This window comes from Streptosporangium sp. NPDC000239 (assembly GCF_040300765.1).
Lineage (GTDB): Bacteria > Actinomycetota > Actinomycetes > Streptosporangiales > Streptosporangiaceae > Streptosporangium.
Map to the genome: position 1 here is coordinate 347,837 of NZ_JBEPEI010000007.1, position 22,368 is coordinate 370,204.

Annotated in this window: 15 protein-coding genes; 3 read left to right on the plus strand and 12 right to left on the minus strand. The window is 70.5% G+C overall.

All coding sequences use genetic code 11. The features are described from left to right. Positions 1-287 precede the first annotated feature (287 nt). On the minus strand, positions 288-512 hold the full coding sequence (locus ABT340_RS20745) for a hypothetical protein (protein WP_352012407.1): 225 nt from the start codon (positions 510-512) through the stop codon (positions 288-290). Between the two features lie 212 nt (positions 513-724). Here ABT340_RS20745 and ABT340_RS20750 point away from each other — a divergent pair, with 212 nt between their 5' ends. Then, positions 725-1,390 carry a maleylpyruvate isomerase family mycothiol-dependent enzyme gene (locus tag ABT340_RS20750; RefSeq protein ID WP_502992517.1) on the plus strand — a complete coding sequence of 222 codons (666 nt, stop codon included), beginning with the start codon at positions 725-727 and terminating at the stop codon, positions 1,388-1,390. A gap of 355 nt (positions 1,391-1,745) precedes the next feature. Here the strand turns inward: ABT340_RS20750 and ABT340_RS20755 are convergent, their stop codons facing one another. From ABT340_RS20755 to ABT340_RS20770, 4 genes are all read right to left on the minus strand, one after another. Beyond that, positions 1,746-2,627 carry a PhzF family phenazine biosynthesis protein gene (locus ABT340_RS20755; RefSeq protein ID WP_352012409.1) on the minus strand — a complete coding sequence of 294 codons (882 nt, stop codon included), beginning with the start codon at positions 2,625-2,627 and terminating at the stop codon, positions 1,746-1,748. Positions 2,628-2,737: 110 nt separating this feature from the next. Beyond that, positions 2,738-3,046 (minus strand): EthD family reductase, encoded by a 309-nt coding sequence (locus ABT340_RS20760; RefSeq protein ID WP_352012410.1) that lies wholly within the window; start codon positions 3,044-3,046, stop codon positions 2,738-2,740. 621 nt (positions 3,047-3,667) lie between these two features. Continuing rightward, on the minus strand, positions 3,668-4,858 hold the full coding sequence (locus tag ABT340_RS20765) for a serine hydrolase domain-containing protein (RefSeq protein WP_352012411.1): 1,191 nt from the start codon (positions 4,856-4,858) through the stop codon (positions 3,668-3,670). A gap of 610 nt (positions 4,859-5,468) precedes the next feature. Further along, the gene (locus ABT340_RS20770; RefSeq protein WP_352012412.1) at positions 5,469-5,741 is read right to left on the minus strand and encodes a carbohydrate-binding protein; all 273 of its coding nucleotides are present in this window, start codon (positions 5,739-5,741) and stop codon (positions 5,469-5,471) included. Positions 5,742-6,061: 320 nt separating this feature from the next. On the opposite strand from ABT340_RS20770, the gene ABT340_RS20775 reads away from it, so the two are divergent. Further along, positions 6,062-6,979 (plus strand): S1 family peptidase, encoded by a 918-nt coding sequence (locus ABT340_RS20775; RefSeq protein WP_352012413.1) that lies wholly within the window; start codon positions 6,062-6,064, stop codon positions 6,977-6,979. A 385-nt stretch (positions 6,980-7,364) separates the two neighbouring features. On the opposite strand, the gene ABT340_RS20780 is transcribed toward ABT340_RS20775, so the two are convergent. Then, entirely contained in the window at positions 7,365-8,066 is a 702-nt protein-coding gene (locus ABT340_RS20780; RefSeq protein WP_352012428.1) for a TetR/AcrR family transcriptional regulator, read from the minus strand. 101 nt (positions 8,067-8,167) lie between these two features. Between ABT340_RS20780 and ABT340_RS20785 the strand changes: the two genes are divergently transcribed. Then, entirely contained in the window at positions 8,168-8,878 is a 711-nt protein-coding gene (locus ABT340_RS20785) for an NAD(P)-dependent oxidoreductase (RefSeq protein ID WP_352012414.1), read from the plus strand. A 40-nt stretch (positions 8,879-8,918) separates the two neighbouring features. Here the strand turns inward: ABT340_RS20785 and ABT340_RS20790 are convergent, their stop codons facing one another. The 6 genes from ABT340_RS20790 to ABT340_RS20815 form a co-directional block, all read right to left on the minus strand. After that, positions 8,919-9,377: a DUF5990 family protein gene (locus ABT340_RS20790; RefSeq protein WP_352012415.1), complete on the minus strand. Its 459-nt coding sequence runs from the start codon at positions 9,375-9,377 to the stop codon at positions 8,919-8,921. A gap of 88 nt (positions 9,378-9,465) precedes the next feature. Further along, positions 9,466-10,758, minus strand: a complete 1,293-nt coding sequence (locus tag ABT340_RS20795; RefSeq protein WP_352012416.1) for an aminotransferase-like domain-containing protein — start codon at positions 10,756-10,758, stop codon at positions 9,466-9,468. After that, positions 10,755-11,867, minus strand: a complete 1,113-nt coding sequence (locus tag ABT340_RS20800) for an alpha-hydroxy acid oxidase (RefSeq protein WP_352012417.1) — start codon at positions 11,865-11,867, stop codon at positions 10,755-10,757. Before ABT340_RS20800 ends, ABT340_RS20795 begins: the two co-directional genes overlap by 4 nt. Continuing rightward, positions 11,864-13,957 (minus strand): 4-hydroxyphenylpyruvate dioxygenase, encoded by a 2,094-nt coding sequence (hppD, locus tag ABT340_RS20805; protein ID WP_352012418.1) that lies wholly within the window; start codon positions 13,955-13,957, stop codon positions 11,864-11,866. The genes ABT340_RS20800 and hppD overlap by 4 nt, the downstream gene beginning before the upstream one ends. After that, on the minus strand, positions 13,957-14,982 hold the full coding sequence (locus tag ABT340_RS20810; protein ID WP_352012419.1) for a class I SAM-dependent methyltransferase: 1,026 nt from the start codon (positions 14,980-14,982) through the stop codon (positions 13,957-13,959). Before ABT340_RS20810 ends, hppD begins: the two co-directional genes overlap by 1 nt. A 28-nt stretch (positions 14,983-15,010) precedes the next feature. Continuing rightward, positions 15,011-22,368, minus strand: a 7,358-nt coding sequence (locus tag ABT340_RS20815; protein ID WP_502992518.1) for an amino acid adenylation domain-containing protein, incomplete at its 5' end; no start/stop codon positions are given.

Sequence of the window (22,368 nt, forward strand, 5' to 3'; positions counted from 1 at the left end):
TGAGCCTCTCCGGTACCGATCAGCCACGGTCTGCGCTCGTCTGAACGGCTCGCCGGATTGAGCGCAGGTCCCAGAACGTCGGATCGAACCCCTGGGCGTGACTTCTCGTTCCGAGCTCCCCAGTGCCCGGCAGCCTGGTCATCGGTCAGGAACCCCACTGCCACGACATCCTCCGAAGGCCGGCAAACGCGACCCGTGAAGAATTCAGCGGACGATCGCCCCTGGTCAAACCCCCAGGAAGACTCGGAACGCTTGGCGCACGCTCCGGCACGGAGGTTCCTCGGCCCCTAACCGACCGCCCCGGGGACGGTGGCGAAGAGGTGGTCAAGGCAGGCGTCGAACCGCGCCCGGCCGAACTCCTCAAGGGTTCCCGAGGCATCGTCGGGTCGTAGCTGAGTGAACTGGCTGGCCAGCCACGTGAAGGCCGGTAGCCACATCAGGCAAGTAGGGTGGCGGATCTGCTCGGCGGCCGTCTGTTGGGCAGTGGGTTCGTCCCGGTCTGCCGCTGTCACGGTTCCGTCATCGGCGCCCCTCGGATCAGAGGCGGGATCGCGGGCGTTGGGATCCCGCTGGGGACAGATCCAGAAGGGCCCGAATCGGCAAGCTGGCCGGAATCGTCGCTCATGAGCGACGATTTCGTCCCCTGGCGGAAGTCTTCACCTTCGACCGTCCTAACCAACCTGACGCGAGGACTCCTGTGACTGACGAGAAAAGGCCTTCTGACATGACCGATCCGGCGCCCAAAGCACGGGGCGCTCACGTGGCCGACCTCTGGCCGCTGGTGCATGCCGAGCGAGCGGCTCTGGCGGGCGACCTGGTGGGCTTGGTCGACGAACAGTGGACGACGCCGTCGTTGTGCGCCGGATTGACGGTGCGGGAGGTGCTGGCGCACCTCACCGCAGGGGCGAGCCTCAATGGTGTGCGGTGGCTGACGGGGGTGATCCGCTACCGGTTCGACTTCGACAGGCAGGTCGCCATGCGGCTGGCCGAGCAGTTGGGCGCGACCGCGGCCGAGACGCATGACAGGTTCCGCCGCGTCATCACGAGCACCACCAAGCCGCCTCTCCCGGTCATCGCGATGCTGGGTGAGACGGTCGTGCACGCCGAGGACATCCGGCGGCCGCTGGGCATTCGCCATGACTACCCGATCGAGACCCTCACCCGGGTGGCCGACTACTACCGGAGCTCGGACCTGGTCGTCGCCGCCAAGAGACGGATCGCCGGCCTGCGGCTCGTCGCCACCGACGGCCCTTTCACCACGGGCTCCGGCCCGCTGGTGTCCGGCACCACCCTGGCGCTGGTGATGGCCACGACCGGACGCTCGGTGTTCTGCGATGAACTTGACGGCGACGGCGTCGAAATCCTGCGCGATCGGCGCGACATGACATGACCCGGGGGTTCGAAGCCCGCTCAGCCGTTGTCCTGTTGCCTTAGGACCGGCGACCTCTACGGACGCGACCGACGCGCCGCGGGTCATGGAGCGGACGCAACGGGCGTGCCGCAGGGCATCGATCAGACCGGGAGGCCCAGCGTTTCGGGGTTTCCCAGGCCGACAAGCGGCAGGGGTCGGGGTCGAACGCCAAAAGGTAGGTAGGGGAGACGAAAGAAGCTTCCGGCCCGCGCCTTGGCTGACCTTGTGGGCGTCCTCCTCCCGAAGCTGGTCTTCTGCTTGTCGGTGCTGACACGGACCAGGCCGATGAGTGCCATCGCGAAAGCCCCATGCGCGGATCGTAGAAGAGGACGGTCTAGTCGTCGCCTCGGTGTCCGTCGCGGACCACCGCTAACCCACCGACCCGGGTCGTGATGCCCGCCGGTCCGCGTCGGGCCGAAGCGAGCACGCTGGCCGGTCGGCCGAGGGTGTCGCCCTGCTCCACCTCGATCGTGACCGTCTGCGCCCCTGTCGTGTCGAGCAGGTGGGCGGCCAGGCAGCCGGTGCTGTTGGCGTTGGCGACGTCCTCGTCGACGCCGATCGCCGGCGCGAACATCCGTGCCGCACCCGGTCGGTCGCCCACCGGCGGTACGTACACGAAACAGCCGAGAAGCCCGTACCGCCGGCACGCCGCTGTCAGCCTGCCGAGGTGTGGGTGGACCCGGAGCAGCGCCGACCGGTCGTGGACCGGTACCAGCATGCGTGGTGCGCCGGGCGCGGCGATCCGTGGCGCGTCGGTCGGATGCGCGTCGTCCGCGGTGAGCCCGAGCGCGGCGACGATCGCGGCGCTCTCGTCCGGCGCCGGGTGACGCAGCGCGACGAGGCCCTGGTCGAACCACACCTCGATGCCGGCGGGGCGGCGGATCGCCACGGTGTCGAACGTGCGCCCGCCGGTGTGTTGGCGGTCGTTCAGCTCGCCCAGCGCGGTGCGGGTCAACCGGACGGCCTGCGCGGCAACGGTGCCGTGGCCGCAGCCGGACAGTTCGGCGGTGGCGGTGAAGAACCGGACCGGCCGGCCACCGTCCGGCGTCCGCTCCGGGCCGAGGAACGCCGCGTGCGAGGTGCCGGCCGCAGCAGCGACCGCACGCCGGTCCGCGTCCGTCGCCGCCGGGTCGTCGTCGGTGACGGCCGTGGGGCTGCCGCCCCGGCCGTCGCGCCGCACGCACGCATCGACCACCGTGACATCCGGCCAGGACATCGGCCCCCCTTTGACACTCAACGAACCGGCAACCGCGAACGGCGTCGCGCCGGCAGCCCGACCCGGCCGCGACGGCCGACCGAACGCGCACCGGAGCGTACCGTCCTGCCTCAGCCGGTGCCGTCCTGCACCGGATAGTGGATGATGACCGCACCGCCGGTGGCGTAGTTGGCGACATCGGCGGCCAGTCGCCGGCCTTGCGGCGACTCCCGCGCCGCAGTCATGGCGGCGGCGTCAGCGAAGTCGCCTTCGAAGACCGCGAAATACGGCGCTTCTCCCGTGGCCGCCACGTCGAAGCTGTAGCGCCACGCAAGCAGGCCGGGCCAATTCATGACCAGCGGAAGGTGGTTGGTCACGTAGTAGTCGCGGAAGTGGTCAGGGTCGGCGGGCTTGGAATACAGGACCACCAACTTATGCATGACGACCTCCGTCCAGAACGCTCCGGGTGACCTGGAAGCTCCTGCTGAGAACTGCCGCCGACCTCGCTGGGTGCGGAGCATCGGAATCTGGGTGAGGACGGAGGTGGTTTCGAGGAGCACGTGGGAGTCGGTGGCCGGCCGCAGCGGGAGGTCGCCGACGAAGGTCACGACATCGGGGAGGGCCCGGGTGGGTCGGGTCGCGCCGGAATCCGTCGTCGAGCACACCGGGCTCGGTGGCCGCGGCCTTCGCGAGACCCGTGAGAGCGGACTCGAAATCGGCGGTGTGCGTGAGTGCGATGTCCGGTGCTGCGGTCAGTTGAAGCGTCATATGCGCAGGTTAGGGCTCGATGTGCAGACGAGGGAAAGACCAATACGGGATAAACCCAGAACGGATCGTTATCAATCAGCAGGAAGGGCACATAGCGCCGGATACGGTGAACCTGCGGTACTTCCTGGTGCCGACGCAGGAGATGACCTCACCCGCGCGGCCGTACGGATCGATATCGCACAACCCGCGCTCAGCACCCGGACGCGCCGATCGAAGGCGGAACTCAGTACTGCTGTCTTTCCCGGTCGATCAGGCGCAGAGACCTCCGGAAACGGACACCTTCGCTTTCAGCCTCAAGAGGGGCCCGGAGCCGTCGCTGACGAGGATGGGCAGAAGACGGTCTCCACAGCCTTGAACATGCCTTCGGCCGGCCCGCTGATGTCCTTGACGCTCAGGGTGGTCGACATCGAGAGCTGACGGCTGCCGTCTTTCGTGTAGAAGGTCATGGCGAGGTATCCGGCAGTGCTCCCGCCCATGAAGAAGCCGTCGAGTTCGCCGTCGCAGAAGGCGGGGCCGCCCCCACCCGGGGGTGGGTCGTTGGGCAACCGGTCCGTCAGGACTCGCTGGAGCGTCGGCGGCAGTAGCTTGCCCTGGGAGAACGCCCTTTTGAAGGCGCTCACGTCGTGCGCGGTGGAGACCACCCCTCCGGCCGCTCCGCCGAAACCGGCGTTGAACCGGTCCACGTCGCGCAGTTCGCCGTCGGCGTCGGGGTAGTAGCCATGGCCGTGTGGCCCCTTGATGCCTTCCGGCGGCCTGACGGGAAGGTAGGTCCTGGTCATCCCGAGCGGGCCGAACAGGTGCCTGTGCAGTTCGGTGGCCAGGTCGTGGCCCGTCAGCCTCTCGATGATCATGCCGAGGAGGGTGTAGTTGGTGTTGGAGTAGGAGTATTTCTCACCGGGTTCCCCGGTACGGGGCCGACCGCGGCTCCACTTCACCAGATCGAGCGGCTGATAGGGGGTCGTGAAGTCGAACACGTCGAACGAGACGTCTCCCTCGCTCCCGTCCGGGTTCGGCTCCTTGGCGTACCAGTCGGGAATGCCGGAGGTGTGCCGGAGCATCTGCCGTACCGCGATCTCATCGGCGCGCGCCACCAGGTTCTCCTTCGCCACCACCGGCAGCAGGTCGCCGAGCTTGTCGTCCACGCCCAGCCTGCCCTCCTCGACCAGTTGCAGCACCACGGTGGCCACCATCTCCTTGGTCTGTGACCCGATCCGGAAGCGGGCGTTCGTGGGTATCCTCCCGCCCCTGCCGTTCAGCAACCGGGAGCCTGCGCTGCCCAGCCCGATGGATCTCCCATCGACGTAGGCCCCGCCGACGGCCCCCACGACCCCGGGGACCCTGGCCAGTTCCTCCATCGCCCTCTGCACGTTCCCGGCCCGCGCCGGAGCGGCGGTGGCGGGCCCGGCACAGGCCATCATCAACATGACGACACCGGCGGCGCCCCACACCGGCGAACGCCAACCCCGGTTCCTGTCATCAGTCACGCCTTCTCCTTTTCGTGATCATCTTCGCCGTGGCCTTCCGCCCGAAGACGGTCACGGCCGGCTCATCTCGCCCTGCTTGACGGGGGAGACGCCCCGGCCCGACGCAGGCACCGGGTCATGGCCTCACATCGGGCCGGGCCCCCTGGGCAGGCGGCCCGTTCGGCTTCGACCCGTCGACCGGTACGGTCACCGTGCCGCAGACCGCCTCCGACCTGGCAGGCAGGGCTCTTCCAGCCCACGGAGAACGGTTCAGGTCAGGAGCGGTTCGAGGCCCTGCTCTCTCACCGTCAACCTCGTCCACTGTCGATCGGCCGCGTCCCAGCCTCGTCCGCGCCGTGTCATGGTTGTGTCACGGCTGCGCTGACGGTGGTCGCTGTCGAGAAATCACGGTGTTCGACGGCCGGCGCGTACGCATTCGGTACCACTCATGGTTCGTGTCGAACAAGCCGTACGCGATCTCGTCCGGCCCTGGGACCGGCTGTACGCTGCGGCCCTGCGCGGACCGCCTACGCCAACGGCTCGAACCCGCGCCGACGGGGGCCCGTCGACCGTCCTGCTCGCTCTCCCCAATGGGTGACGCCGCAGAAGTCCGCCAAGGAGAGCGGACAGGTCATATCCGCTGCCACAGGGCGGGGGTGTCCTCCGGTGCCCACTCGGGCATGGAGAAGTGGTCGACAAGGCACCTGTACATAGCGGAACGGTTGGTCAGGCCGTAGACGAGGTCGCCGACTTCGTAGTTCCAGTAGGGCATCCACACGATGCTCGTGACCGCACTGGCCTGGCGGCCGGTGGACGCGATCGCGGGGGCGGGCGCGAGTGCGGCCAGGATGCCGGTGCTCAACGCCGTCGCGAGGAGGACCGCGAGTAAGCGGCGAATTCTCATGGGTGGCTCCTCATGGCCAAGTGAGAGGGCACCTTCAGGTGAGCACCGATCGGCGGGGACGGGGACCTTCCTTTTCGCCATATTTCGGCTGAATGGTTCCGCCCCGTGGCTCGCCGGATCGGACCCGAATCGGCTCGGCTCAGTTGACCGGCGGTCGCTCCGCCTTCCTGTTGGGGCGTTGGAGCGGGTTGCCTGACGGTTGAGGACACGGTCGCAGGAAGGACCTCCTACCCGCCGGACGTAGATCCCGGGTTTGTTAACTCTAAGTAGTTGGTAGATATCTGTGTGTTACTGAACCCTTCTGGTTACAGGAGTCCCCTGTGCGATCGCGCTTCCCCCGACTCTTCTCCCACGCCCTCGCGACGGTCCTCACAGTGATCGTCTCCGGATACGCGCTCCCCGCGTCCGCCGCTTCAGGCACCCCGCGGACGACAGTCCCGCTTCCCGAACTGACAGCGCTGAAGACGCAGCTCGACCGACTCGCCGAACAGGGAAAAGCCGGCAACGCGCAGTACTGGTACATCAACGCCGCCGAAGGCAAGGTCCGCATCGCGGTACTGAAAGGTCCCCTCGATGTCACGACCAGATCCTTCCTGACGGCCGGCCCCTCCGATCTCACCAGCACGTTCACCGTGGATGAGCCCGTCAGGCCCTATGTCTCCACCGCGACGGCACCGCTCCGTCCGCCGATGACCGGCTCCGCCGCCCTGGCCGAGACCGTCTACGGGGGCCAGCAGATCGTGACCCAGAGCGGCGTCTACTGCACGACCGGCTTCAACGTCACCAGGAACGGGCAGCCGGCCGTCCTCACCGCAGGACACTGCCGCAAGGCCGGGATCACCTGGGGTCTGGCCGGCCAGCTCCTGGGTAGGATCACCGATTTCCACTATCCGGGCGGCGACATCTCCTACATCACCCCCACCACCGGCTGGCAGCATCCCTCGGCTGTCCGTCAGGCCGACGGGAGCATCCAGCCGATCACCCGGTTCGGCAGGCCGTCGATCAACCAGGAGCTGTGCAAGACCGGCGCCACGACCGGCACCACCTGCGGCACGGTCGTCAGTCTCGACGTCACCACCAACTACGGTGACGGGCCGGTCTACGGCCTGGCCCTCACCACCGTTCAGGCGGCCGAAGGAGACAGCGGCGGCTCGGTCTACGAGGGCTCCACCGGGGTCGCCCTGATCAGCGGAGGCCCCGAGGGCGGAGGGGACGCCCTCGTATACCCGCTGCCTTGACGTCACCCATCGGCTTCCGGTTCGATCAACCACGCCGGGGGCCGGTGACCCGGTGGTTCCCATCGCACGATCACCGCGAACCCGGGCTTGTCCTGGCCCACCCTTGGCGACCCGCCGCCTCGGCTCGCCTGTACCGGCCGCCGTAGGCCGTACTCGGCGGTTCCTTGTTCCCGCGTCGACGCTGGGTGAGTGATCCGGCGGCGCTCACAGGTGCGGTCCTCATCGGTCGACGTCGGCTCGGCTTTCCGGCCCCTGATGCCGACATCCCTCTGGGCGGCGGCCAAGCCCGCGTGCCTCGTCCGTCTACGGGCTTCAGGGGCGGGCGACGAGAAGACCACGTCGCGACGCGGACGTGCTTGGGCCCGGGGCAGGCCCGCGGTCGCTGTCATGTCTCGGGCGCAACGCCCAGTGATCGGACGAGCTGGGTCAGTTCTTCTTGGAAGAGCTTGTCGGGGTTGATCGTCTGGGTGTGCAGGTGTCCGTAGATCTCCAGTGACACCAGGCCGTGCAGATGGCCCCAGATGCGTAGTGCGAGTGCCACGCCGGCCGGTGGCAGGTCGGGAAACGCCGGACGAACCTTGCCGAGCAGCCCGTCGTCGAAGTCGGACCACTGGAAGTCGCTGTGCGCGTAAAGAGATTCGGCGTACGGCCAGGCGGCGTCGGCGAGGGCGGCGATGCCGGTGCAGACCCGGTGTGCGGCGTCCGGGGCGGCACCGCCCTCGGGTGCCTGGTAACCGGGCACGGGGTCGCCGTAGATGAGGCGGAATCCCTCGGGGTTGGCCAGGGCCCAGTCCCGGAAGGCTCGTGCCCATGTCTGGATCCGACCGGCCGGATGAGCGGCGGCGGCTTCGGCCCATGCGGAGTCCACGGCGTCGGCCAGTGCGGTGTACACCTCGTTGATCAGTGTGGTGACCAGGTCGTCACGGGTGGCGAAGTAGCCGTAGATCGCGTTGGCGGTCATGCCCATCTCGCGGGCGATGGCCCGCAGGGTGATCGCGTCGGGTCCGCCCGTGGCCATCAGCTTGAGCGCGACCTGCTTGATCTCCGCTGTGGTCTCGGCCCGCAGCCGTTCGCGTCGTCCTCCCATGCTTCCCACAGCGATCACTCTACAGCGTCACTTGGATGACTGGCGTACGGAAACTTCACGCCGTATAGTTCCTTCACGCCACTCAATGAACAGGGAGACCCATGCGCATCGGAATCATCGGAGCCACCGGCGGCATCGGAAGCCGTGTCGTCACCGAAGCCCTCCTGCGAGGGCATCACGTCACGGCGCTCACCCGCGACGCCACCCGGATCGGCGAAGAGCAGAAGAACCGGGAGAACATCGTCTGGAAGACCGTTGACGTCCTCGACGCCGAAAGCATCGCCGCGGTCCTGCCCGGAATGGATGTCCTGATCAGCGGGTACCAGCCCGGCAACGCCGCCCGAGACCTCGACGACACCGTGTCGCGTTCGATCGCCGACCCCACGGTCTACGCCGGCGCCGCCCGGGCGCTGCTCAAGGCGCTGGAGAGCCACCCCCGGACCCGGCTGATCGTGATCGGCGGCGCGGGCAGCCTGGAAATCGAGCCCGGCCTCACCCGGGCGGACTCCGACAAACTCCTGCACCGGAGCCTCGACCAGCTGGGATTGCCCAGAGAGTACGCGGCCGCCGTGCGCGGGCACCGGGACGCCCTGAACGTCCTGCGCACCTCCAACCGGCTGTGGACCTACTTCAGCCCGGCAGAGGAGATCGCCCCCGGCCCGCGCACCGGCCGATTCAGGATCGGCGGCGACCAGCCGGTCCTCGACGCGGACGGACGCAGCCGCATCTCCTCGGAGGACGCCGCCGTCGCCCTCGTCGACGAGGCGGAACTGCCTCGATTCGTCCAGCGGCGCTTCACCATCGGCTACTGAACCGCCGTCTCCTTGGCGCCTGTCCCGCCGGCGGCGGGTTTCAGCGAGCGGGGGCCGACCACTCCACCAGCGGCGGGCGGACGGCCGCGCACAACGGGTGACCGTGGGAGTCCGTCAGTCCCAGCCGCGCCACCAGCAGTCCGCCTTCCACCGCGGTGTCCAGCACGGCCGCGGGAACTCCGTCCAGCATGAGCTTCGCGCGGCGGAACATGGAGAACACCCCGGCGTCGTCGACCGCCCCCCACGACAGGTACACGAACCGGCCGCCCGGCCTGCCCTGCACATACGGGCCCCGCAGGTCCCACCCGGTCTCCCTGCGGCTCGTGGTCGCCTCCAGCTCCCAGACCACCGAGGCAACGTCCGCCGGACGCGGGTCGAGCAACTCGCCGGGGTGCTCCCTTCGTTGCACTCCCACGTGAATGTTCCGGTAGCCCGGGAAACCCGGTGCCCGCTCGCACTCCCGTCCCGGCAACTCGGACGCCTCAATACGGATCAGCATCCCTGCATCATCCTCCACCGGGCTGACGGTCACCGCGTCCCGGAGGCCGTGGGCGGAAGAGCGGGGACCCCGCACCTGGAGGTCCCGCTCAGCGCAGCCGTTCCTCGATCAGGGCGGACAGCCGGTCCAGGCCCTGACCGACCGTCTCCGGGGTGACCTGGCTGAGGGAGAGCCTGAGCTGCCGTTCCCCACCGCCGTCCGGGCAGAAGTGCGACATCGGCGTCCAGATGACGCCGTGGTGGCTCGCCGAGTGTTCGAGCAGTTCGTCGTCGACCGGGAAGGGGACGGTCACCACGAGGAAGAAGCCGCCGGACGGGGTGGTCCAGGTGACCCCGCGTCCGGGCGGGAAGCGTTCGGCCAGCCCGTCGAGGACGAGCCGCAGGTTCCTGCGGTAGAGGTCGATCTGCCTGCGGTTGGCCGCGCGGAGGCTGCAGCCGTGCTTGAGCAGGGCGCCGCCGATGACGGCCTGGGCGATCGGCGAGGTGTTCACCGTCGTCATGCTCTTGATCATCGCCAGCCGGTCGGCCAGGAGCGACCCGTCGGAGATCCGCTGGTCGGCCACGACGTAGCCGATCCTGGCGCCCGGCAGCGCGGTCTTGGCGAAGGATCCCAGGTAGACGACCCTTCGCTCGGTGTCCATGGCCTTGAGGGTCGGCAGCGGCTCGCCCCCGCCGAAGAAGCCGTAGGGGTTGTCCTCAAGCAGGAGGATGTCCTCGGCCGACGCCAGGCTCAGCACCTCCTGACGCACGTGAGGGGGCAGGCTGACCCCGGTGGGGTTGGCCGCGTCCGGCACCAGGTAGAGGGCGCGGGGCCGCAGCCCCCGGGCTCTGGCGCGGTCGATCTGGGCGCGCAGGTCGGCCAGGTCCAGCCCCTCCTCCCCGCCGCGCACCGGCCAGACCGGCAACCCGGTCAGCAGGGCGGCGCCGGTCAGGCCGACGTAGGTGGGGGAGACGGCCAGCAGCACGTCCCGCGGCGTCGTGGCGAGCGCCCGCAGCACCAGGAACATCGCCTCCTGGCAGCCGACGGTCACCACGATCGACTCGGCGGGGACGTGGACGTCCTCGTCGACCCGCAGGTGTTCACGGACCAGGTCGTGGATGATTCCCTTGGTCCTGCCGTACTGGAGCAGCAGGCTCCGGGCCTCCCGCTCGGTCAGGCCCCGCTCGGTGCGCAGGTGGTCGTGGAAGACCTCCAGGTACTCGTGGACGTCGGCGACGTCGAAGAAGTCCTCGGCCGGTCGCCCGGCGGCGAAGGAGATCGCCGCCGGGTAACGCATCGATATCTCGTTGAGCAGGTTCATCGAGCTCATGGCCGGGTCGGTCAGCGAGCCGTGCAGGTCGTCCAGGCTCAGGTCGTCTCGGAGTGGAGTCCGTACGGTCATGGCGTCTTTCCCGGGAAGTAGGGCATGCGGGCGACCCGCAGGCGCGTCGCGGACCGCAGGTCCGGGCAGCCCGCGAGCCCCAGGGCGTTGCGCAGTTCGGTTTCGAGGAGGGAGAGCACCCGCGCGCAGCCGCTCTCGCCTCCGGCCGCCAGGCCCCAGATCACCGGCCGGCCGAGCAGGACGCCGGAGGCGCCGAGCGCGAGGGCCGACAGGATGTCGGAGCCGCTGCGGATGCCGCTGTCGACCAGCACCTGGAAGCGTGAGTCCGGCAGCCCCGCGACCGCCTCGGCCACGGCGGGCAGCGCCATGGCCGCGGGGACGGCCTGGTCGAGCTGGCGGCCGCCGTGGTTGGAGACGACCACGCCGCGCGCCCCCTCCGCCGCCGCGCGCACGGCGTCCTCGGGGTCGAGCACCCCCTTGAGCAGCAGGGGAAGCCGGGTCTGGCCGCGCAGCCAGGCGATGTCGTGCCAGGTGACGGCGGGGGAGAAGATCTCGGCGGTGTGCGAGGCGATGGCGGAGGAGTCCCGGGCCGACCGGTGGGCGCGGCCCGAGGAGCCCTCGTCCAGCAACGCGGCGCGGACCGTCGGCGGCAGGGTCATGCCGTTGGCCGCGTCCCGCAGCCGCCGCCCCATGAAGGGCACGTCGACCGTGACGACCAGCGCCTCGACGCCCACCTCCTCGGCCCGCCGTACCAGGTCGAGGAGGCGGCCCCGGTCGCGCAGCCAGTACAGCTGGAACCACAGGACCGCGCCGGTCTCGGCGAGTTCCTCAAGGCCGACGCTGCTCAGCGTGCCGACGGTGAAGGGCACGCCCGCCGCGGCGGCGGCCCGCGCGGTGGCCAGTTCCCCCTCGGGGTGGAAGAGCCGGTGGTAGGCCACCGGCGCGATCGCCACCGGCAGGCTCGCCCCGCTGTCGACGAGCGTCGTCTTGGTGTCGCAGCCGGAGACGTCGGCCAGGACGCGGGGGACCAGGGCGACGCGGTCGAGTGCCGCCCTGTTGCCCGCGACCGTCCACTCGCGTTCGGCGCCCCCGTCGAGCCAGTCCCAGACCGAGGTGTCCAGTACGGCTCTCGCCTCGGCCGCGAAGTCCGTCACGGCGAGCCGGGTCATTCCGCGCTCCCCGGGCTCCCCGGGCTCCCCGTGCTCTCCCTGGCGCTGTTCTGCAGTTCGACCGCCTCGTACAGGGCGCGCACGTTGTTGCTGCCGAAGGTCCTGGCGCGGGCCCGTTCGATCACCTCGAAGAACAGGGTGCCGCGTGGGTGCTCGGAGCGGGTGAAGATCTGGTAGAGCTGGCCGTCGTGGTCCTGGTCGGCCAGCAGGTGCAGGTCCTGGAGCTGCTGCACCGAGTGGCGCATCGGGGTGAGCCGGTCGAGCAGCCGGTCGAAGTAGACCTCGGGGGCGCGCAGGAAGGGCACGCCCCGCCGGGCCATCGTGCCGACGGTCTCGACGATGTCGTGCGAGTCGAAGGCGACGTGCTGCACCCCTGCGCCGCCGTGGTCGGCGAGGAAGGTGACGATCTGGCCGCCGGAGTTCACCGAGAGCGGCTCGATCAGGGTGAAGGTGACGGTCCGGTCGGCGTTCTGCACGACCGTCGAGTCCATGCCCAGCGCACCGATCTCGATCCGCTCGGAGAAGATGGTGGAGAAGCCGAAGACCTCGTTGTAGCGGCGGACTGTCTTGTCCAGTTCGCCCAGCGGCAGGCAGATCGCGAAGTGGTCGATGGTCCGCAGCCCGACTCCTCCCGCGCCCGGTGACAGCGGGTCGGGTAGCCCGGGAATCCGGTCGGCGGGGACGCCGGGGGCGCGTTCGAGGAGGGTGTGCGCGACGTCGCCGAAGGCGGAGACCGTGGCGACGACGCATCCGGCGCGTCCGGCGGGCCGGGACAGGCCGTCCGCGCCGCGTTCGATCAGCTCGGTGTAGACGGCGCCCGCGTCGGAGGCCCGCAGCACGATGTCGGCCACGCCGTCCCCGTGCCGTCTCAGGTAGCCCGTGGCCGGGTGCTCGGCGCACAACGGCTGGGTGAGCAGGATGCGGATGCCGCCCTGGCCGAGCAGCGCCGACAGCTGTTCCTCGTAGCCGGCGCGGCGGCTCGGCGGGATCAGCAGGTCGAAGCCGTAGCCCGTGGTGAGCCGGTCGATCTGCGAGGCGATGTCCTCGACGTAGAGTTCGATGTGGTCCAGGGTGACGTCAACAGGCATGGTGCTCTCGTTCTTGAGGGTGGACAGTGCGGTGATCACCGCGTCGTTCGCCACCTGGTCGCCGACGGCCAGCCGGATGGCCCGTCCCGGATAGGTCCGGGCGGCCACGCCGTGCCGTTCGAGGGCGGCTCGCGCGAGGTCGAGCCGGGCGGGGTCGCCCGCCGTGATCCACAGGAAGTTCGTCCTGCTCGGGGTGACCGACCAGCCGAGTTCGACCAGCTTCCCGCGCAGCCGGTCACGCTGGTAGGAGATCAGCCGGATGCGCTGCCGTACCTCGTCGTCGGCGGCGATCGCGGCCTGGACGGCGGCGAGCTGGAGCTGTCCGGGGGTGTAGGGGACCTGGTGCGGGGTGACCCGCTCGACGATCTCGGCGTTGGCCAGCGCGTAGCCGATCCGCAGCGCGGCCAGGCCGTGTGACTTGGAGAAGGTGCGCAGGACCACGAGGTTGGGCCAGTCGGCCAGTCGGCCGGCCACCTTGGGCGCCCCCAGGTCGGGGGCGAAGTCCACGTACGCCTCGTCCAGCAGGATCACCGCCGAGGGCGGGACCAGGGCGAAGAAGGCGGTCAGCTCGTCCCAGGTGTAGACCGTCCCGGTGGGGTTGTGCGGGTTGCACAGGACGATCAGCCGGGTCCGTTCGTCGATCCTCCCGGCCATGGCGGCCAGGTCGTGCCGGGCGTCGGCGCCGAGGGGCACGGCGACCGACTCGGCCTGGGCCATCGCGCAGAGCATGGGGTAGACGTCGAAGCAGGGGTCGCTGTGCAGGACCGCGTCGCCGGGGCGCAGCAGACCGCGGAACAGGTCGTGTGCGACGCCCGCGGAGCCGGTGCCCACGATCACCTCGGAGTCCTGGACACCCTGCCAGGCGGCGATCGTCCGGGTCAGTGAGGCGGGCCGGAACTCGGGGTAGCGGTTGAGGCCGTCGATCGCCCGGACCAGGGCGGCGCGGACGGAGGGCAGCGGCCCGAAGGGGTTCTCGTTCTGTGCCAGAAGGTGCTTCATCATCACACCACGTCGAGGACGTAGAGCCAGGAGTGCGGGGTGGCGAACGGCTCGACCCTGGCGATGCGCAGGCCCGCGTCGGTGAAGAGCCGGTCGTAGGTGGACCTGGTGTGCAGGGGGATGCCCATCATGGCGTGGGCCAGCTCGAACCCGACCGAGAAGATCGGCTGCATGCTCTCGTGGTCGATCCGGTCGCGGAGCATGGTGTCGCCCAGGATGAATCTGCGCGCGTTGGGGAAGGCCTCCCGCATCCGCGGCATGATGTCGGCGCGGGTCTTCGGGTCGGCGAGCAGGTCATGCAGGAGGAAGAAGCTCATCACCGTGTCCACCTCGCCGGTGATCTCCAGCTGCCGCTGCCTGTCGAGGACGTCGAGCACGTCGGCCTGGACGGCCTGGACCCGGTTCTGCAGGCCGGCGGCGGCGATGTCGCGCCTGGCCATGAGGGTCGCGGGCTCGCTGATGTCGATGCCCATGCCGCAGGTTCCGGGCCGCTGGGCCACGACCCGGCTGACCCGGGCGCTGTTGCCGCTGCCGAGGTCGGCGATGGTGCCGAACTCGACGTCGTCGAGCACCTCGTCCAGCAGCGCGGCGAACATGGCCTGGTCGCACTGGGCGGAGCCGAGAGCGACCATCGACTCCTCGCGGTGGATGTCGCTGGGGTCGTAGTGGCGTAAGCCCCCGGTGAGCTGCCCGGCGTTGGCGAACACCTCGTTGTAGCCGCCGACCGCCCAGGTGAAGTAGCCGCGCGAGCGGGCGATCTCCTGGCCGGCTTCGGTGGGGATGTAGACGTCGTCGTCGGCCTTGAGGTAGCCGCAGCAGGTCGCGGCGCGCAGGAGGGCCACCGCCCGCCCGTTGTCCGCGTAGTCCTCGGTGTAGAGCCTGTCGCCCCTGCCGATCCGCTCCATCAGGCCGAGGCGGTCCAGGGCGAAGACCACGTTCGCGGCGATGTATCCGTTGTAGGCGTCGGCGGGGGCGATCGGGGTGGACGCCTGGCCGTGCCACTGCTCGGGAATGTCGTACTTGTTCATGATTTTTCGTCCAATCTCAGGGAGGGGTTCAGAGGTGCGAGTCGAGCACGGGACCGATGACCGACAGCGCGTCCGCGCCGGTCATCTCGCCGTGTGTGACGGGGACGGGGTGGATGTCGAGGCGGCCGGTCACGTGCGGGTGCCAGGCCGCCGGGTCGGGGGCGTCGCCGGGACGGTCCGCGGCGGCGAGGAAGAAGAGCACGTCGCCGTCGTAGGCCCGTCTCGGCCTGTCCGCGGCGAGCGCCAGGTTGGCCAGGAACACCCCGATGACGCGGGCGACGGCCTCACCGCTCAGCCCGGACAGCGGTCCCTGACCGTGCGCGACGAGCGCGGCGTGCTCCTGCGGGGTCTCCGGCCAGGCGGGGATCTCTCCCACGGGCTGCCCGAGGGAGGTGAGGATGGCGGCGAGCAGGGCGGGGTCCCGGTCGGCGGGACGTTCGTCGAGCTCCGGATAGCCGTCCAGGATCGCGAGCAGTTCGACCCGCTCACCCATGGCCTGGAGCTCGGCGGCGACCGCGTGCGCGACCACCCCGCCGAAGGACCAGCCGAGCAGGGCGTAGGGGCCCTCCGGCTGAACCTCCCTGATCTGCTCGACGTAGGTCAGGGCCAGCTTCTCCACGCTGGCCGGGTGCAGGGACAGGTCGCCCAGGCCGGGCGCCTGGAGACCGTAGATCGGGCGGTCCGCGTCGATGTGCCCCAGCAGGCCGGTGTAGACCCAGCTGATGCCCGCCGCCGGATGTACGCAGAACAGCGGGTTGCGCGTCCCGCGTGCCCTGATCGGCAGCAGCACGGGGAAGGCCTCCCGGTTCGGCGAACCGCCGAGCGCGGCCAGTTCGGCGACGGTCGGCGCCTGGAACAGGTCGCGGACGCCCACGTCGAGCCCCGCCCTGAGCCGGACCTCCGCCACCAGCCTGGCCGCGAGCAGCGAGTGCCCGCCCAGGTCGAAGAAGTTGTCGTCGACGCCCACCCTGTCCAGGCCGAGGACATCGGCGAACAGCTCGCAGAGCACCTCCTCCCGCGCGTCGCGGGGTCCTCGACCGTCCTGGGCGGCGGCGTACTCGGGGGCGGGCAGCGCCCGGTGGTCGAGTTTGCCGTTCGGGGTCAGCGGCAGCGCGTCGACGACGACCAGCGCGGCGGGCACCATGTGCTCGGGCAGCGTCGCGGCCAGTACGGCCCGCAGCGCGGCCACGTCGATCCCGGCCCCGATCCCGGCACCGCCTCTGGGGACGACGTAACCGACGAGCCGGTCGTCCCGGACGACGACCGCGCTGTGCGCGACGCCCGGCTGGGCGCCGAGGACCGCGTTGACCTCGCCGAGCTCGATGCGGAAGCCCCGGATCTTGACCTGGTCGTCGATCCTGCCGAGGTACTCCAGCTCCCCGTCGCGGGTCCGGCGGGCCAGGTCCCCGGTGCGGTACATCCGGGTGCCGGGCGGGCCGTAGGGGTCGGCCACGAACCGTTCCGCGGTCAGCGCGGGCCGGTCGTGGTAGCCCCGGGCCAGGCCCTCCCCGGCGACGAACAGCTCCCCGGCGACCCCCACCGGGGCGGGCCGCAGCGCGGAGTCCAGAACGTAGGCGCGCAGGCTGGGGATGGCGGTCCCGATGAGCGAGCGGCTCTGCCCTTCCGCGGTCGCGGCGTCCAGGGCCCGGTAGGAGACGTGCACCGTGGTCTCGGTGATGCCGTACATGTTGACCAGGACCGGCGCGTCGTCGGGGTGCCTGCCGTACCAGTCGGCGAGCCTGCTCAGGTCGAGTGCCTCACCGCCGAAGACGACGCTGCGCAGCGCCAGCTTCGAACCGGTCTCCTGGTCCTCCGCCTCGGCCTGGACGAGCTGGTAGAAGGCCGAGGGGGTCTGGTTGAGCACGGTGACCCGCTCCCTGGCCAGCAGGCCGAGGAACTCCCTCGGCGAGCGGCTGACCTCGAAGGGCACGACCACCAGGCGCCCGCCGTACAGCAGGGGGCCCCACAGCTCCCAGACGGAGAAGTCGAAGGCGCAGGAGTGGAACAGGGTCCACACGTCGTCGGGACCGAAGGAGAAGTGACGTTCGGTCGCGGCCATCAGCTGGACCACGTTGCCGTGCGGGACGACCACGCCCTTGGGCCTGCCGGTCGAGCCGGAGGTGTAGATGACGTAGGCGGGATTCTCCGGCGCCGGGCCGGCCACCGGGCCGGTCACCGTGTGGCCGCCGAGGTCCAGCTCGTCCAGCAGCACGTACGGCAGCGCGGTCGCAGGCAGCCCGGCCACGGTCGGGGCCGTGCTGACCAGCAGGACCGGAGCCGCGTCGTCGAGGGTGTAGGCGATGCGGTCGGCCGGGTAGCCGGGGTCGATCGGCACGTAGGCGCCACCCGCCTTGATGACCGCGACGATCGCCACGACCAGGTCGGCGGAGCGCGGCAGCGCCAGGGCGACCAGGCCCTCAGGACCGACCCCGCGTTCGACCAGCAGGTTCGCCAGCCGGTTGGCCCTGGCGTCCAGCTCCGCGTAGGTCAGCTCCTCCTCACCGAAGGTCAGCGCGACCCGTTCCGGGGTGCGGGCCGCCTGCGCCTCGAAGAGGTCCTTCAGCGTGCCCGGCGCCGGGGTGAACTCCGTACCGCGCAGCAGGCGTTCACGTTCGGCGGGGGTCAGCACGTCCACCTGACCGGCCCGCAGGCCGGGATCGGCCGCCACCGCTTCGAGCACCCGGACGAACCGTCCCGCGATCTCCTCGGCCGTGATCCGGTCGAACAGGTCGGTCGCGTATTCGAGCACCCCGGTCAGGCCGTCTCCGGTGCGTGTCTCGCACAGGCCGAAGGACAGGTCGAACTTGGCGACGTCGGTCTCGAGCTCCATGACCTCCGCACGCAGGCCGGGCAGCTCAGGAGCCTCTCCCGTGGTGTCGTGCAGCGTCAGCATCACCTGGAAGAGCGGATGCCTGGCCATCGAACGGGCCGGGTTGAGCGCCTCGACCAGCCGCTCGAACGGCACGTCCTGGTGACCGTAGGCGTCCAGGCCCAGCGTCCGCACCCGGCCGAGCAGCTCGGTGAAGGTGGGGTCCCCCGACAGGTCGGTCCGCAGGACGAGCGTGTTGACGAAGAAGCCGACCAGGTCGTCCAGCGCGTCGTCGGTGCGCCCGGCGATCACGGTGCCGACCGGCAGGTCGGTGCCCGCGCCGAGCCCGCCGAGCAGTACGGCCAGCGCCGCCTGGACCACCATGAACAGGCTGGCGTTCTCCCTCCTGGCCAGGGCGGTGAGAGCGACGTGCGTCTCCGGACCGATCCGCAGCTCGACCGAGTCGCCCCGGTTCGTCGGGATCGCCGGCCGGGGCCGGTCGTACGGCAGCGCCAGCTCCTCGGGCGCCCCCTCCAGCGTCCGCCGCCAGTGGGCGAGCTGCTCGTCCTGGACGGTTTCGAGGAGGTCACGCTGCCAGAGGGCGTAGTCGGCGTACTGCACCGGCAACGGCGCCCAGCCGGGTGCCTCCCCGGCCAGCCGCGCCGCGTAGGCCTCTCCCAGGTCGCGCAGCAGCGCCCCGATGGACCAGCCGTCCCCGGCGATGTGGTGCATGACCAGCGCGAGCACGTGCTCCCCACGACCCAGGACGAACAGCGAGGCCCGCAGCGGAGGCTCGACCGCCAGGTCGAAGACGTGCCCCTGGGCCAGACCGAGGCACTCACGCAGGTGCCGTTCGTCCCTGACGTCCCGCACGTGCAGCTCGGGACGCACCCCGGCCAGCACCTCCTGGTACGGCAGGCCGCCCTCGACCGGGAACACCGTGCGCAGCACCTCGTGCCGTTCCACCACGTCGCCGAGCGCCTCCCGCAGGGCGGCCAGGTCGAGCGGGCCGGAAAGGCGCAGTGCCAGCGGCGAGTTGTAGAGGCCACCGGTGCCCTTCATCTGCTCGATGAACCACAGCCGCGACTGGGCGGGGGAGAGCGGCACCCGTTCCGGACGGACGACCGGCAGCAGCAGCGGGCGGACGTCGTCCCGTCCCGCCTGCTCCAGGTGACGGCTGAGCCCGGCGACGTCGGGGTGCTGGAAGAGGGTCCTGACGGACACCTCGACGCCCAGGGCCGTGCGGATGCGGCTGACGAGCCTGGTGGCGAGCAGCGAGTGTCCGCCCAGGTCGAAGAAGCCGTCGTCGACGCCCACCCGCTCCACGCCGAGGACCTCGGCGAACAGGCCGCACAGGATCTCCTCCCGCGGGGTGCGCGGCCCGCGTCCCTCTCCGGCCGTGCCGAAGTCCGGCTCAGGCAGCGCGCGCCGGTCGACCTTGCCGTTGGCCGTGACCGGCAGCGCGTCCAGCACCATGACCGCGGCGGGCACCATGTAGTCCGGCAGCCTGCCGGCGGCGTAGGCGCGCACCTGCTCGGGATCGCCCTCCCCGGTGACGTAGGCGACCAGCCGGTTGTCCCTGGCCACCACCAGGGCGCGCCGTACCGAGGAGTGAGCGGCCAGGACCGCCTCGACCTCGGCGAGCTCGACCCGGAAGCCACGGATCTTCACCTGGTCGTCGACACGGCCGACGAACTCCAGTTCGCCGGAGGCGTTCCAGCGGACCAGGTCCCCGGTGCGGTACATCCGCTCGCCGGGCGGGCCGTACGGGCAGGCGACGAACCGCTCTGCGGTGAGGCCGGGCTTGCCGACGTAGCCCCGGGACAGGCCGGTACCCGCGATGTACAGCTCACCCGCGACCCCTTCCGGGGTCGGTCGCAGCCCGGCGTCCAGGACGTAGACCCTGGTGTTGCGCATCGGACGGCCGATGGGGACCGTCGCGGGGACACCGGTCTCGGCGGTCATGACGTGGCAGGTCTTGATGGCCGTGGTCTCCGTCGGGGCATAAACCGCGACAACCGTTATTTCAGGACATGTCGCCATCAGGTCGCGGACGGCGGCGGGCGAGACCACGTCCCCGCCCGTCCACACCTGCCGCACCTCGCGGAAGCTCTCCGGCGACTCCGCGGCCAGCACACTGAGCAGCCCCGAGGGGGCCTGGACCAGCGTCACCCGGTGCTCGGCGACGGTCCTGGCCAGGGTGTGCGCGTCCAGCGCGCCCGGCGGGGCCAGCACGATCCGGCCTCCCGTCACCAGCGGAACCCAGACCTCCGTCGTCGAGGCGTCGAACGCGGTCGGCGAGTGCAGCAGCGTCCGCTCGTGCGCGCCGGTCAGGAACTGCGGGTTGGCCAGCAGGTCGACGACGTTGCGGTGGGTGACCCCGACCCCCTTGGGCAGGCCGGTCGAACCCGAGGTGTGCATCACGTAGAGAAGCCGGTCGGGGTGGATCCTCAACCCGGGGTTCTCCGCCACGGCTCCGGAGCCGGTGATCTCCAGGACGCTCCTGAGCGGGTCCTGCGCGATCGGGTGCCCGGTGTGCTCGGTGTCGACCAGGACGAAACGGGCGTCCGTCGCGTCCAGCACGTGCCGCAGCCGGGGCAGCGGATAACGCGGGTCGAGCGGCGCGTAGGTGCCGCCCGCCTTCGCCACGGCCAGGATCGCGGCGACCAGCTCGACGCTCCGCTCCATCAGCACCGCGACCGGCTCCTCGGGAACCAGCCCCCGGTCGAGCAGGGTGCGCGCGATGTGGTTGGCGCGGGCGTTGAGCTCGGCGTAGGTGACACCGGTCTCGCCGAGAACCACGGCGACCGTGCCGGGGTGGGCGGCGGCCTCGGCCTCGAACAGCTCGTGGACGCAACGGCCGAAGTCGGTCTCCACCGCGGTGTCGTTCCGGGTGACCAGCAGCAGTTCCCGCTCCTGGTCGGAGAGCACGTCGACGGCGCCGACCATCAGCTCGGGGTCGTCGGCCACCGCCCGCAGCACCCGGACCAGCCGTTCGGCCAGAGCCGTCGCGGTGCCGTGGTCGAACAGGTCGCAGGCGTACCCGATCGCACCGGTCAGGCCGTCAGGGGTCTCGGTGAAGGTGACATTGAGGTCGAACTGGGCGTGCGCCTCACCGACCGGCTCCATGGTCCCGCGCAGCCCAGCGAAGTCCAGCTCGGCGCGGGTCTGGTTGTCGAAGGTGACGACGGTCTGGAAGAGCGGGTGTCTGGCGGGCGTACGGGGCGGGTTGAGGTGCTCGACGAGCCGTTCGAACGGCACGTCCTGGTGGGTGTAGGCGTCCAGGTTGGTCGTACGGACCCGGTCGAGCAGTTCGGTGAAGGTCGGGTTTCCCGACAGGTCGGTCCGCAGGACGAGGGTGTTGACGAAGAAGCCGACCAGGTCGTCGAGTGCCTCGTCGGTGCGTCCGGCCGTGGGGGTGCCGAGCGGGATGTCGGTTCCGGCCCCGAGGCGGCTGTAGAGGGTCGCGACGGCGGCCTGCAACAGCATGAACAGGCTGACCTGCCGCTCGGCCGCCACCCGGACCAGCCGCCCGTGCAGTTCCGCGTCCACCCTGAACTCGGCGAGGTCGCCCCGGTGGCTGGGGACAGCCGGCCTGGCCCGGTCGTACGGCAGCGCCAACTCCTCCGGCATCCCGTCCAGTGCGTTGCGCCAGTGGGCGAGTTGTTCGTCCTGGACGGTTTCGAGAAGGTCGCGCTGCCAGAGGGCGTAGTCGGCGTACTGCACCGGCAACGGCGCCCAGTCAGGGGAGTCCCCGGCCAGTCGTGCCTGGTAGGCGACGGCCAGGTCGTCGAACAGTGGCCGCAGTGACCAGCCGTCCCCGGCGATGTGGTGCAGCAGCAGGACCAGCACGTGCTCGTCCGCGCCGTGCGACAGCAACCAGGCCCGCAGTGGCGGCTCAGCCGCCAGGTCGAAGGCGCGGCCGACGACCTCGGAAAGCTCACCCGTCAGGTGCAGCACCGGCCGGACGTCCTCAAGCACCTTCTGGTACGGCACGCCGTCCACCGAGGGGAAGACCGTCCGCAACGCCTCGTGCCGGTCGGCCAGGTCCCCGAGGGCTTCCTCCAACGCCCGGGTGTCGACGGAACCGTGGAGCCGTACGGCGAAGGGCGTGTTGTAGAGGGCGCTGGGTCCTTCGAGTTGTTCGATGAACCACAGGCGTTGCTGGGCGAAGGACAGCGGGACGTGCTCCGGCCGGGTCATGGCGGTCAGGGCAGGCCGTACGGCGCCAGCCTGCTCGGTGGCCAGGTACCGCTCCAGGCGGGCAACGTCCGGGTTCTGGAAGAGCGCCCTGATCGGCAGCTCGACTCCCAGGACGGTGCGGATCCGGCTGACCAGCTTGGTCGCGAGCAGCGAGTGCCCACCCAGATCGAAGAAACCGTCATCCAGGCTGACCCGTTCGACCCCGAGGACCTCGGCGAACAGGCCGCAGAGGATCTCCTCCCGGGGAGTGCGCGGCTCACGCCCCTCGGTGACGCAGATCTCGGGCTCGGGCAGGGCGCGGCGGTCGATCTTGCCGTTGGCCGTGACCGGCAGGGCCCCAAGCGTCACGACCACCGGCACCATGTACCCCGGCA